General features: G+C 43.7%; 10 protein-coding genes. 3 read left to right on the top strand and 7 right to left on the bottom strand.

Annotated elements, in window-relative coordinates; genetic code table 11:
• Positions 1–27: 27 nt before the first annotated feature.
• Both BK127_RS34435 and BK127_RS34440 read right to left on the bottom strand, forming a co-directional pair.
• A complete protein-coding gene (locus tag BK127_RS34435) occupies positions 28–588 on the bottom strand; it encodes a RidA family protein (protein WP_076236810.1) in 561 nt (186 codons plus the stop codon).
• A gap of 38 nt (positions 589–626) precedes the next feature.
• Complete coding sequence (locus BK127_RS34440) at positions 627–2,234, bottom strand: flavin monoamine oxidase family protein (RefSeq protein ID WP_076236813.1); 1,608 nt, start codon at positions 2,232–2,234, stop codon at positions 627–629.
• A 272-nt stretch (positions 2,235–2,506) separates the two neighbouring features.
• On the opposite strand from BK127_RS34440, the gene BK127_RS34445 reads away from it, so the two are divergent.
• Together BK127_RS34445 and tatC are read left to right on the top strand one after the other, a co-directional pair.
• Positions 2,507–2,752, top strand: a complete 246-nt coding sequence (locus tag BK127_RS34445) for a MerR family transcriptional regulator (protein ID WP_076236816.1) — start codon at positions 2,507–2,509, stop codon at positions 2,750–2,752.
• A 20-nt stretch (positions 2,753–2,772) separates the two neighbouring features.
• Positions 2,773–3,513, top strand: a complete 741-nt coding sequence (tatC, locus tag BK127_RS34450) for a twin-arginine translocase subunit TatC (RefSeq protein WP_076236818.1) — start codon at positions 2,773–2,775, stop codon at positions 3,511–3,513.
• A 1,020-nt stretch (positions 3,514–4,533) separates the two neighbouring features.
• Here tatC and BK127_RS34465 read toward each other — a convergent pair.
• Together BK127_RS34465 and BK127_RS34470 are read right to left on the bottom strand one after the other, a co-directional pair.
• On the bottom strand, positions 4,534–5,625 hold the full coding sequence (locus BK127_RS34465; protein WP_076236826.1) for a stalk domain-containing protein: 1,092 nt from the start codon (positions 5,623–5,625) through the stop codon (positions 4,534–4,536).
• Positions 5,626–5,813: 188 nt separating this feature from the next.
• Positions 5,814–8,060: a protein translocase subunit SecDF gene (locus BK127_RS34470; RefSeq protein WP_076236828.1), complete on the bottom strand. Its 2,247-nt coding sequence runs from the start codon at positions 8,058–8,060 to the stop codon at positions 5,814–5,816.
• Between the two features lie 168 nt (positions 8,061–8,228).
• On the opposite strand from BK127_RS34470, the gene BK127_RS42735 reads away from it, so the two are divergent.
• A complete protein-coding gene (locus BK127_RS42735) occupies positions 8,229–10,316 on the top strand; it encodes a glycosyltransferase (protein WP_083689820.1) in 2,088 nt (695 codons plus the stop codon).
• A 148-nt stretch (positions 10,317–10,464) separates the two neighbouring features.
• Here BK127_RS42735 and BK127_RS34485 read toward each other — a convergent pair whose 3' ends face one another.
• From BK127_RS34485 to BK127_RS34495, 3 genes are all read right to left on the bottom strand, one after another.
• Complete coding sequence (locus BK127_RS34485; RefSeq protein ID WP_083689821.1) at positions 10,465–11,127, bottom strand: class I SAM-dependent methyltransferase; 663 nt, start codon at positions 11,125–11,127, stop codon at positions 10,465–10,467.
• 74 nt (positions 11,128–11,201) lie between these two features.
• Positions 11,202–12,560 (bottom strand): tetratricopeptide repeat protein, encoded by a 1,359-nt coding sequence (locus tag BK127_RS44145; protein ID WP_076236831.1) that lies wholly within the window; start codon positions 12,558–12,560, stop codon positions 11,202–11,204.
• On the bottom strand, positions 12,557–14,155 hold the full coding sequence (locus BK127_RS34495; RefSeq protein WP_179097710.1) for an S-layer homology domain-containing protein: 1,599 nt from the start codon (positions 14,153–14,155) through the stop codon (positions 12,557–12,559). Before BK127_RS34495 ends, BK127_RS44145 begins: the two co-directional genes overlap by 4 nt.
• Between the last annotated feature and the right edge of the window lie 24 nt (positions 14,156–14,179).

Raw genomic sequence — 14,179 nt, forward strand, 5'->3', positions numbered from 1 at the left:
GACATCACTCCCTATATAATGGATAGATTAATTTTGATTATGTTTTTTAGGATATACAGCGACTGCTTCAACTTCAATTAACCAATCATCATTAACAAGGCTCGCAACACCGACCGTTGAGCGTGCGGTTTTTACCGGATTGTCCGGTTTATTGAAATACTCGGCATAGGCTTCATTCCAGCCCGCGTAATCAAATTTGTTATCTTTGCTCTTATCAGCCGTTAAATAAGCGCGGAGGTAAATCACATCGTTCATGGTCAAGCCTTTCTCCGCGAGCTGCTTCTCAAAATTTTTGAATACCCCAATTGCTTGTGTCTTCGTATCGCCATAACGCTCATATACGGTTGCTCCATCTTTATTTAATAAAGGAGGAACGGTGCCGCTGGTATACAGGTAAGCAGCGCCGGCAGGGACAGAAACTCCACTGGAAATTGTCGACGTTGCGCTTCCATAAAATTCAGACTCATAAATCGGCTCCGCATTTATTTTATTCGGCTTGTCCGGCTCGTCTGCTGCAAAAGCCGTGATACTGATCGCACCAGACATAACAGCAAGCAGCAGCATAGATTTCATATTTTTCTTTAGCATAAGTTCACAGGTCTCCTCTTCTGTTCGATAATGAGCTATTAAGCCTTCAATACACGCTGGTGGAGCTCGGTGACAACTTTACGCGCCGACTCAATTCCGCCAGCCATCCAAGCTGTAATGTAGCTCATGTGCTCCCCGGCCAGATAAATCCTGCCGTCTGGCTTGCACAGCGTCTGATAATGGGTTTTCCGATCCTCTTCCGTATAAGCAGCCCATCCACCCTGGTTGTACTTAATATTTTTCCAATGGATGGAGAACGAGGTTTCGAACTCTTTATAAAATTGCGGGTGAATTTTGGCGCCTGTGCTTAGTGCATATTGCTCACGCTGCGCAAGAGTCATTGCACCTAATCGGTCTGCAGCAGCTCCGTTTGCATAGTAGGCAAGCAAAATTCCCTTCTGAGCGTTGTATCCGGTTGGAGGATAGTAGATCGAGGCCACATCGGTATTGGTTACCGTAGTACCCCCATATAGCTGCTCATCCGTTTCCCAGAAGCGACGTTTGAACTGGATGCCCAGCTTACCTGCAGAGGCATAATTGATACTGGAGATCGCTTTCTGCATTTCCGGTGAGAAGTCAGCCGGGATATTGCGAAGCACTGGCAATGGAATCGTGCAAATACAGAAATCACCAGTGATTTCTTTTATTGCCCCGGTGTCTCTATTCTTGTAAACAACCCGGACTCCGCTATCGTCCTGACGGATTTCACTAACCTCAGCGTGGAATACCATATTATGGCCAACTCGCTTCTCGAATGCTTGCGGGATTTTGTCCATGCCGCCAACCGGATGGAACATCATCATTTGTTGGTCATACCCATACTCGCTGGAGAAGAAGTTGCCAAAGCCCGAGCTAATGATCGCGTTCACATCGAACGGGTCACGGATGACTCCGGCATCGAGCTTGCCGCCCGGTTCTGATTGATAGCCTCCCCGGGAGGAGCCTTTGTAGAACAGGTCCGCATTGAGGTCGCCTTCGCGCTTCAAATACGCAACCAGTTTCTCTTTTTCCTCAGCATTCAACGGCAAATCAAGTGCATTCTGGTTGACTGCTTTGGCCAGCATCTCAGAGACATAACCTCTAACGTCTGCTTTTACTGCACGCTTTCTAATTTTTTGCCCGGATAATGCACCAACATTTTCGCTATAGTAATAACCGTGATCGTTAACATTATTAAATGGTTCTATGGGAATGCCGAATTTACGTATGTACTCCATCGTTACATGGAACTGCGGGATACGCATGGGCCCTGCATTCAGGTACATGTGCTCTCCGCTATCAAAACGTGCAACCTGCTTCACACCGCCAATCTCCGTAACCGTTGTACCTTTCCTTACAGACCAGATTCTCCCCCCAGAGCGAGAACGCGCTTCAAGAATCGTACAATCGTACCCTGCCTCCTCCAGCTCATAAGCTGCTGTCATCCCGGCAATCCCACCACCAAGAATGATGACCCGCTTGCCGTTACGATTCGTTAAGGATAAATCGTTTCTACTCGGTGGCGTGTACTCCGCTGCTTTCATTGTTTCGGGAGAAAATAATCCCATGGTACCCATTACACTGAATAAGGCAGCTGATCCTCCGATTTTACCGACAGTAGTCAAGAACTGTCTTCGTGTAATCTCATTTGGTCCTTTGTTTTCCATCTTAACACTCTCCTGTTCAGCTATCATTGAATCTGAAAATAACCATACCAAATTTTAAAACATGTGTATTAATTTATGTTAGTAAATCTAACATAGTTTTTTTGGCTCACTATCAAAATTAGGTAGTTTTTACCATGAAAAAAGAATTCATACTTGATATCATGTTGGAAATGATGTAAGTTTAGTGCCAATGCAACCCTTTTCATTTATTACTTCATGCAAAACAAATGTTTAATGTGACGTAAATATTACATGGTTTGGAGGTTGTTAGTGTGAAGGAAAAAGTGATGGGAATTGGAGTGGTATGTGAATTAACAGGACTTTCCGAACGGCAAATTCGGTATTATGAGGAAAGGCAGCTGATTAGTCCTGACCGAACTCAGGGACGCACCCGCAAATACTCGTTCGAGGATGTGGAGAGGATTAAGGAAATACAGCAGAAGATGATGGAAGGCTTTAATACTTTCGAAATCAGACAGTTGGCTGCAAAAGGCCGGTTGAAACTCAAATACAGCTGAATAAGAAAGGGAGATATCTGATGAACGAGCCTAACGCAATGACATTCCTCGGACATGTAGGAGAACTGCGCAAACGAATCATTCTTGTTTTAGCTGTAGTCGTTATAGCGATGATAGCCGGCTTATTCATAGCTCCGCAAATTTTACATTTTTTAAAAAGCATGCCCCCCGCCTCCGACATGGTCTGGAATGTGTTCTCTCCGTGGGATAGCGCAAAAATTTATATGAGCGTAGCACTGGCCTTCTCCATTGTCGTTTCATTGCCTTATATCCTTTATCAAATTTGGGCTTTCGTCAAAAAGGGTTTAAGGCCCGTTGAGCAGGATGCGGCATTTTTATACATACCTTTTGCATTTATCTCTTTTATTATTGGGCTTAGCTTTTCGTATTTTATTGTGTTTCCGATGAGCCTTGCCTTCACCACAAGCATTACCAAAAACCTGGGGTTCTCTGAAACCTACGGTGTTTATCAATACTTTTCTTTTATGTTTAATATCATTCTGCCTGTTTCCCTTGCGTTTGAGCTTCCCATCATCGTGATGTTTCTGACCAAGCTGGGAGTGTTGAATCCTAAACGGCTGAATGCTTTACGTCGGCATGCTTATCTGATTCTGGTCATTACGGCCAGCTTGATCTCACCTCCAGAAATTATTTCTCATCTTATGGTCTTTGTTCCACTTGTTTTATTGTATGAGATCAGTATCGTGCTCTCTGGTGTAGTCTACCGTCGTAAGAATCACAAAGCTTTTGCCAGTGGGTGAGATCGGTGTATGGAAGGAGATGCGGGGAATACGCATAGGTCTGGAGAACGACTACAAGGCAGCTATTGAGGTAGCTGCCTTGGTGGTTGTGGACTGAGTTTCGATAAATTATATGATCCGACTCCTCCAATAGTAATCGACAGAACGTAGTTCAGCGAAATAGAGATGGAAATCACAAGAATATGACCTCAGAAAGCATGTTGCATTTTACCTATCTGACCAAGTACTATAGTAAGAATACCAATTAATATAATAAGTATAATGGGCGAAAGCAAGAAATATATGACCACCTTTTCTTCCAAAAACATTTTTTTGAACGATGGTATATATAAAGAAACTATTAATAATATAGCTGCAAATCCAGAATATATTATCCACCATATTATGAATGGGTTATGGTATAAAAATAAAATCCCTGTGATCCATACGGTAAGGAAAATATAAGAAATCATCAATCTAATTCTACGTTTCTTTCTTGTCGGTTGATTGTCAGATATTTCCATAAATCTCCCCCAGTTTTATTCATTAAAATATATCAACTCAAGCTCCAGCTGCAGAATTCGTAATATAATATATCCATGTGAAGACTCCAATAACAAACAATAACGGGCACAAAACCATAATAGCTGCTAATTTCTCCTCTTTATACATGTTCCGGATCGAAGGAATAAGTAAAACAACCCATGGAATTATTCCAAGTGGCGGATAAATTACTAGCCAAGGAAGTAAAAGAAATGGATGCCCAAGTAAAGTAGTAAATAGAAGGGTACCTATAACCCAAGTTAGTAAATAGATATATGCAATTGTCAAACGAACTCGTCTTTTTTTTCTTAATGGCTGATTATTGTTCAACTTCATCCCCCCAAATGAAAGAAAAAAACAGACACTTAAACACTTCGTTCCACGCGACCGACAAGGCGAATTTTAGCCCTACTGGAAAAAGCCATACCCGGAATACAAATAAGGTTATGGCCTGAATGTACCAGCTATTTTAAGTCTCTAACTTAGGGCATCACGGTCTCAATCGTAAACAAATGGGTTATTGCCTGAAGTTGGTTCAATTTCATCTACTAAACTGCTGTTGATTCTTTTTCTGATCGCATCCGCGTCAGATTTCGGCTCCTTCTTAGGCTCAATTTGAATAACTGCGTCTGGGGTTAAAGTTACATTATTTTTCACTGTATTCAGTTGTCCACTTTCACGCAAATATCGTTCGAGCAATTGATCAGCAGGTATGGCCCGTACGCTCAACCAATTCAAATAAAGATCTCCGAACGTATCTTTAAGATACTTTCGCAATAGGGGGTTTCTGTTGTAATCCTTGAAAACTTCATAAATGTCGGAAACCTTGTTATGTTTTACAACCCCTTTAGTATCCGTCCATTCAATAATTTGATTGGGATCATACTCTCGCACATCCTCAATCTGTAGGCTGTAACCTTCTTTTCCGATTGTTTGAAAATATATTTTGATATCGGCTTCATACTCATGCCCTTTAAGAACTTGCCATCCCTTCATCTTACCATCCGCTGGAACGTCATAAAGCTTGCTTTTAACTTCTGCTGCAGTCGGCACAACTGCTTTATGATTTCCTATATAGGCAATGCTGCTATTTTGATCATATTCAACAGGCAGACCAAGAGATTCAGCTACAGCTCTCATAGAAACGTAGGTAGTGCCATTATAGAAAATTGTATCAGCAGACAATGCCTTACCATTAACTTTCACTTTAACCTCATTTAAATTAACGTTTATAGTATCTACTTTTTGTGGTGAGATAGGATCATTGCTTGGCAGTGCAGGGGTAACTACATCCCATATTTTAACTTCAGGATCTGCATTTGAAATTTCTCCAAGCTGCCCAATATAAACGGTTTGGTTTTTTTGATGGTAATTGGCTGGTAATTTGAGTGTTGATGCTACGTCTCTAATGGATATGTATACAGTACCTTCATAAAGAATCGTGTTTGTTTTTATAAGGATATCATTAACATTAATCTTGACTAGATTTAAATCCACCTTTACTTGCTGCAGGTCAGATGCCAATGCGTTGCCTTGCGTTGTTAATAAAATAGCTGTTCCTAGTAAAATGATGCGAAGTTTGGATTTCAACGAACACACTCCCTTTTTTGTTATATATAAATTATATATGAAAAATTTGTAAAATCATAGAAATTTTAACCGATAAAATGTTGAAATTAATTACCTAAAAAACAACAAAACCGCCAGCAGGAATTATCCCTAAGACGGTTTCATACAATGATAGGCAACACACAAATACGTTTTCCTATAATTCTTCTTTATTTTTCATACGTATGCTCGTAGCTTTCAAATACCTCTTCAGGTGGTAATGGGGATGGGGGCGGCGGCGGATTATTTTTCAAATAAAGGGCACGCCTTTCCAGACGCTGTATCGATTTGAATTTCAGGGTCAGCCATACCTGACTGGCGATGTAAATCGAGGAATACATTCCGACAACCAAACCTACCGTCATTGCCAAGGAAAACAGATTAATGGAATCACTGCCCCAAACCAACAAAGCAATTGAAGCAATCAGGACGGTAACAGCTGTATTAACGGAACGTACCAGCGTTTGATTGATACTCAGATTCACAAGGCTTGTTAAATCCCCCCAGGTTTTTGCTCGGGCAAATCGAAGATTTTCACGTATTCGGTCAAAGATAACGACGGTGTCATTAATGGAGTAGCCCACAATCGTCAGAATCGCGGCAATAAATGGCAGATTGACTTCCAACTTTAGGATGGAAAATACGCTGATCACGAAAAAAACATCGTGCACCAGGGCGATGATAGCTGCGACAGCAAAGCCCCATTCGAACCGTATGGTGACATACAGCATAATGCCAATGCTGGCAACAGCTACAGCGACGATAGCCTGAAAGGCCAACTCCTTGGCGATGCCCGGATCAACCGTGTTTTCCTCCTTACCGATGCCGTTTCCATATTCGCCAGCAAAAGCTGACAGGATGCGGTCGGATTCACCAATATCCGCATTGAGCACCCGATCAAACCGCACGGTCACCCGATCCTGCTGGCCTCCGCCTACAGTAACAACAGATGGATCAAATCCGGCTTTCCGAACGATTTCTTCCGCTTTATTTTTTTCAATTGGTTTGCCCAGGGCAACGTCTATGGTTGTACCTGCCTTAAAATCTACGCCGTAGTTTAAACCATGCACCAGCAAGCTGCCAATTCCAATGACAGTAACTAGAATAGAAATAAAGAAATACAGTTTTCTATGTTTAACAAAGTCAAAAGCCCTGTGCACAAGTGGCATCGGTTCATTCTTGTCAATGGCAACTACCTGTTTTCGCGAAACCCCAAAAAACAGCGGATTGTTAAAAACATCTGTTTTGGCCAGCATTCTCAGCAGCCATTGAGAGAAGTAAACATTGGTCAGGATACTTAGTCCAATACTAAGCACGAGTGTAAGCGCAAAGCCTTTAATCGCGCCTGTTCCGACATAAAATAAGACAACAGCGGCAATAATCGTTGTGACATGTGAATCCATAATCGTACGGAAAGAATTTTTATAGCCTTTGCGCAGTGCCGACAGTAAGCTAAGTCCCGTGCGCATTTCATCCTTAAGTCGTTCATAGGTAATAACATTAGCATCTACAGCCATCCCAATGCCGAGTACAAAAGCGGCAATTCCTGGCAACGTCAGCGTCGCTCCCAGCCAATTCATGATCCCGAGTAGCAGCCATGAATACGTAATTAGCGTAAAGCTGGCAATAAATCCTGGGATACGGTACAGAACAAGCATAAATAACAAAATAATAATGGAGGCATAAGCTCCCGCCATTACAGTCTGCTCAAGTGAGAGCTGGCCCAATGAAGCTCCGACAGATTGTGCGTATTTTTCTGTAAGCTTTAGCGGAATCGCGCCAAGATTGATAGTATCCACAATTTCCTTGGCTTGGTCGTAAGTGTAATTACCGGTTAAGGTTGAAATCCCCTCGGTAAGAACGACTAGTATGACAGGCTCCACCAGAACCGTTTCATCCAGTTGAAACGTTATCTTTTGATGAAGCAGCCTGGTTGAAATCTCTAACAGCTTCTGTTTATCCTTGACCTCAACACGTATAAGCGGTTTTTGCAATTCCCCGTACACGATGCTCGACGCACCCTCCAGAAAATCGCTGCCGTTTAATTCGATCGCACCGTCCGGGCCTCGGACAGTCAGCTGAGCTGGCTTTTTGAGAATTTCTCTGACCTTCTGCTCATCCGCTACCCCTGCCAGCCGAACCCGGATTCGATTGGATCCCTCCGTCCAAATTTCCGGTTCCGTAGTACCTAAAGCATTAATGCGTTTTTCCAAACTTTTTGCCGTTTGCCTTAAGGAATCCAGCGTAATGGCTCCATTTTCCTCAAAGGACGATGCTTCATATAACACTTCAAAGCCGCCCTTCAAATCGAGACCCAGCTTCACGTTGGAGAGTACGTTCGGAATGGTAAATCCTATAATACTTAAGGTAATGGTAATAGTTAATAGAAAGGCAGCCATTCTTGTGTAGTTCAGCAAACAAAGTCTCCTCCCGACAAATACTCCCGCGTGCTTGCAGGAATATGGACTCTTCTTCACGAAAATATGACATATACTGCGATGATAAAGATGATATCTCCAGTCGTCAAGCTATATTAACATCATGCACTGCAGTGCTCAATTTGACTAACCCATAGGAGACAAGTTATGACGACAATCAGCATTGTACTACTTTCCCAGCATTTCCAGCTGTTTAAGCAATGCCTAGCCAGTATACAGCTCCATACAGCAGACTCTTATGAGTTGATCGTCATTAATGATGGAGGCGCACCGGAAATTAGCGAATGGCTGGAGCAGCACGCCCCAGATGCGATCTTACTGTCCACTGCACAACTGCTGGGCGTTGCAGCCGGCTACAATCTTGGAGCCTCTCATTCGCGAGGCGAAAGCATCGTCTTCATCCGGGATCATGTTACAGTTACTAAGCATTGGCTTGAAGCTCTTACTGATTGCATGCAAGCCAATCCCAAGGCTGCCATGGTAGGACCGCTTAGCAATAAGGTCAGCGGCTTGCAAAATTCTCCTATCCCCAGCCGCGAGACGTTATCGATGGATGCTGCTTCAGCACAAGATCTACTATCCTTTGGCTACAGCTCGGCACGCCGTGCCACTCGACTGCTTAGTTTTCTTCTGCTGATGCGCAAGGATACATTCGACAGCTTGGGCGGCTTCGATGAGCGGTTTGCCCTGGAAACCTACGAGGACGATGACCTGTGTTACCGTGCCCTTCAAGCAGGCTACACCCTGCATATTGCCTATGATTGCTTCGTCCATTATACCTATCCGCCACAGCTGTTTCCCGAGGATCCTGACTGGTATCAGCGGCAGATCGTAATGAACCGAATGAAGGCATTAAACAAATGGGGATTTGATTTGGCAGAAGCACAATATGCCATAAAAACGCCAGGCTTGGTTATGTTTGAACATATGGTGGAGTCGGGTGAAGCTCTCACTCCACACGATCTGTATCGTTTTGCCAATGAATTGGCCGATGATTGGCAATGGGAACGGGCTGCTGAATACTATGAGCGTTTTCTGGGACATGAAGAAGGCGGCATTGAGGATCGTATTGCCATTTACGGACGTTTGGCCGATTGCTACTCCCATCTGAACCGGATGCATGATGCGAAAAACAAAGTTTTGCAGTCATTTTCTTACGCGCTGCCGCGTGCGGAAAACTGCTGTCGACTTGGCATGCTTTATATGAAAGAACATGACTTTACAAGTGCTGCCTGGTGGTACAAGATTGCTACTGAGCTGACTAAACCCGTGGAGCCTAAAGTTATTGTAAGGCAGGAATGCTGGAACTGGCTACCCTACTTGCAGTTGTGTGCTTGTTATATCCAGCTTGGCCAATACCAGCTAGCATACCGATACAATGAAATTGCAGCTGCTTTTATACCGGATCACAACAGGGTACGGGCAAACCGAGCGTATTTGGCCAATCACTTGGATCCAACCTCTTCAAATACCAATACAGTTACACCGGCACAAACTGACGCCGAGCAACAAATCCCTAACCAACCACAAGTTGGGCAGAAAACCAGAATAACGTTGTCAATGATAGTAAAAAACGAAAGCGGACGTTATTTAAAACAGGCACTGGAACGACATCGCCTGTATATCGACGATGCAGTTATTATTGATGACGGGAGCACGGACGATACCATAGACATTTGCTTACAGGCTCTGGACGGGATACCCGTTAAATTAATCAGAAATGAAGTGTCGAAGTTCAGCAACGAAATAACGTTGCGCAAGCAGCAATGGGAAGAAACATTAAGCGTCAATCCGCAATGGATTCTTAATCTTGATGCCGACGAATGGTTCGAGGATCGATTCACCACAGAGATCCGCCAGCTTCTCGATCAATCGAACACCCATGTTATCAGCTTCCGGTTGTATGATTTTTGGACGAATTCGGCCTACAGGGAGGATAGCAACTGGCAAGCGCATCTATTTTACCGACCGTTCCTGCTCCGCTACAATCCCGATTTCCCCTATGTGTGGAAAGAAACGCCACAGCATTGCGGGAGATTTCCGGAAAACATTTACCAGCAGCCCAATGAACTTTCCAATTTGCGGCTGAAGCATTTTGGCTGGGCAAATGTTGCAGATCGTTTGCAAAAATTCAATCGATATACGCTGCTCGATCCGGATGCAGTTTACGGACTGAAGGAGCAATATCTATCTATCATCGATAGCAATCCGCATTTGATTGAATGGGTAGATTGAGAAGCCAGGAGGAGCCATCTACAGATATTTGGATAAGAACTGCTGATGGCTCCATATTGTGTTGTCAAGCTGTAAATACTGCCTAATCATGTCTTTATATTAGCAACAAACTATTGAAACCACTGCAAGCAAGTTTTATTGGATAGCTTTAAACCATTTTACATAGCAGTAATCGGATACACTTCAATTCCGGTCCCCACATCGTCGTCGAAATGGCATTATCAGGTACCGAGAAATCATAGTCTCCATAGAACTTCAGATTGGCTTTCTTCATCAGCTCCATCAGACTATCCATATGTACATTGGGGTAATCCACAGTGAGCACAATAAGCCCGTCATCCTTAAGTACCCTTGAAAACTCCAATAAAGCTTTTAATTGCACAAGCTCGTCCACATGTTCCAGCACAGATATGCAGTACACTTTGTCAAACCTATTGTCGGCATAGGGCATCTGGGTCATATCGCATAGTGCCAACTGAACATTATCGAATAATGAATCATCGAATTCTGAGTAGACCTTCTCGCCAATCGAATCTTTAATATCTTGAATAATTTCATTTTTTGATACGATTCGCGGGTCGCTATCGCAGGCATAAACCTCCTTGGCTATTGTACCGAGATAAAATTTAAAAGGATGACAAACACCGCAGGCAACATCAAGGACAACGTCCGAGCTTGTCGCGAACCTACCCGCCCAAACATATTCATAATGCCGACTCCACCATGCTTCAGGCAAATCATAGACAATATGTGTTTCCTTAGCATCCCCATACGTAATAAATCTGGAAATGCAATCTACAGCATGGATCAAAGTTTTTCCCCATTTCTCTTATTTATATATGGTTATAGCCACTGTGACTTCTGCTAATGCATAAATCATGATGCTTACGACTGATTAAGGACCCCAGTCAAATACTGCTTATTCAGCAACATGCTAGGGTGATGGGGATCATACGACAATCCAATCTCATTATGCTCCATTGCGCGTATATGTTGGCCAAGACGGTCGTAGCAAACGCAAAGCTGCAAATGCGGCTGCCATGTCCAAGCGCTTGGATCGGGAGATGCACTCAGGTCGGCCGGTCTTGCCAATTTGATCGCTTGCTTATATAAAAGAATGGCTTCCTCCCATTGCTCCAAATTCATAATCATAAATGCCAGCTTGCAGTATATTTCGGCAGAGGGAATCCGGTTGACATAGGTTTCCAGAAGATTTTTCGACTGCACCGACTTTCCCAATAAATTGTAGCAGTCTGCTGCATACACAATAGCCTCCACACGCTGTTCTTGTTCGCCTTCGCCAGTTTCTAAAAAGCTCAAATAATACTCAAGGGCTGCTTCCTCATAATGATAATTATGCATGCATGTAGCATTGTGAAACAACTGCTCAGCGTTTAGTTCCTTTATTGAACCAGCAAAAAGCGATGAGTGGTCCGGTTTCAGACAAAGCTGCTTATAGGCTGCTACACCCGCTAAATCCGAATCGCGGTAAATATGATAAGCAGGATAAGTGGTTTCCACAAACATCCCTAGGCCCAGAGCATCAGCACGGATACAAAAATGTCGATCCTCGCCCCAAAAAGAAATGCTTTTAATTTCCGCAAAGCTTACCCCTGCCTGAAGTGCTTGTTTATTTATCAATGTACAAGCACCAAGTCCCCCAACTTCATATAAACCCGGCATTCGCAGTTGAGCAAAAAATCGCTTCATTCGCAGAAATTGTTCCTGACCATCCACATCTTCTCTACGATCCTTTCGGTATTGGGTATATTCGTCCTGAAGCCAAACCTGTGGCATTTCAAGCGTATCCGGCTGCCAGCTCGTCCAGAAAATGCAGGAAACAATCGGTTTATCGGCTTGAATCAGCTGCTCCAAGGTTCGCGGATGCAGCACAAGATCGGAATCGACTAGAAACAAACCATCATATTCGGCATTACGTGCTCGTTCTATAATGTCGTCCTTCATAGCAGCGACTTTCCAAATCTGACTTTCTTTCCAGTAGTGTGTGAACTCGCTGCGTTTGTACTCCTCATTGGTTTGTATAGCAGGTCGTATAATAACGCTTCGTCCATTTGCCTCGCTGAAATCGTTAAGCATCACGGATGACAACGGGTCGACATTATCATCAACAAATATATAGTCAACGGTCGTTGAGCTTTTTGTCAAACCAGTAAGCGATAACAGAAATTGCTCTAAAATAGCAGGAGTCTGCCTGATAGGACTGCCAATCAAAACTTTGTTCATTTCAATGTCATTCCTTTGTCCTTGACATTTTTTACGAACTGAATCGCTTCCGCACGGGTAAGTAGATCCCTTCCTTTGTATCCAACCACGGTAGCTGACGTTTTACCGCTTGAATAACCTTTATCCAATAGATACTGAATGGCCTCGTCCTTTAGCAAATGAGTGCCATCTGCTGCTGCGATGATACCTGCCACTGTCTCACGATTGATAAAAGCACTTCTTAATTCTACAGCATTCCCGATTCCATGAATCGGAAAATGATGGGCTTCACCAAACGTGTAAAAGGCATCAGCCCAATGGTTATTGGAAACAGCAGCTTGAACACCAAACATTTTCAGGAAAATCGCCAGAAACTCCGCTTCCGATACGTTGTTATCTGGTTTAAAGCTGCCATCCTGGTATCCATCGACGACCTTATTATCATATGCCCATGAAATCATGCTTTCTGCCCAGTGCCCAGTAACATCATTAAATGTCGCTCCTCCGATTAGAGCAGGCTTTCCATCAACCCCGGCAAAGTTGACCTGAACAGGATAACGTTGGCTCTCCATGCTCCCATCACCCAACTGACCAGCCTCGTTTGCCCCCCATGCCCATACGGTTCCATCTTTTCTTAAAGCAAGATTATGGTCCGCGGAGCTGGCAGTGACGGCTATAATATCCGTAAGATCGCTAACCCGAATGGGATCTATTCTTTCATCAGTAGTCCCGTCACCCAACTGGCCTGTAAAGTTGCCTCCCCAAGCCCATACGGTTCCATCCTTGTTTAATGCCAGATTATGGCCTCTGCCACCTGAAACCGAAATAATATCCTTCAAGCCTTTTACTTGAAACGGAGCTGTTTTGTTCTCATTTTTCCCGTTTTGATTCCAACGCCACGCCCATACAGTTCCATCCCTTTTGACAGCTGTTGTATATTTCCCCTCAGCTACTGCCACAACATTCGTCAGTCCACTCAATTGCACCGGAACTGATTTCCATTCTTCGCTTCCCAATGTACCAATGCTCGATTCAGCAGAACGGTTATTTCCCCATACCCATACAGTGCCATCTCTTCTAACGGCTGCACCGTCACTAAGACCACTCGAAATAGCAGTTACATCCGTTAGACCCTCCACTTGCACAGGTATCAGCTTACTGTCGGTTATATTCACACCTAACTGACCATATTGGTTCCAGCCCCACGCCCATACGGTACCATCACTTTTTAGAGCCAAGGTGTGTGCAGCACCGCTGGAAATAGCAGTTACATCCGATAGACCTTTTACTTGTATGGGACTTGATTTATTTTCCGTAGTTCCATCTCCCAATTGTCCGTATATATTCCAGCCCCATGACCATACCGTACCATCTTTATGCAGAGCTACTGTGAAGGACTGACCGCTCGTTACCTCCACTGTATCTGTAACACCTTTCAACTGCATAGGATACAACTTGTTATCCGTTGTTCCATCGCCTAATCGGCCATCCTCATTGCCCCCCCATGCCCACACGGTGCCGTCCTGTTTAACTACTTTCGATTCTCTGTATCCGGTAGATAATGATTGAATGGCTAATTCGCTACTATTATTGGCATAGGTGTTTCTAGGAAACATGACCGTAGCTTCCACTATAAAAAG

It is taken from the genome of Paenibacillus sp. FSL H7-0331 (genome assembly GCF_001956045.1).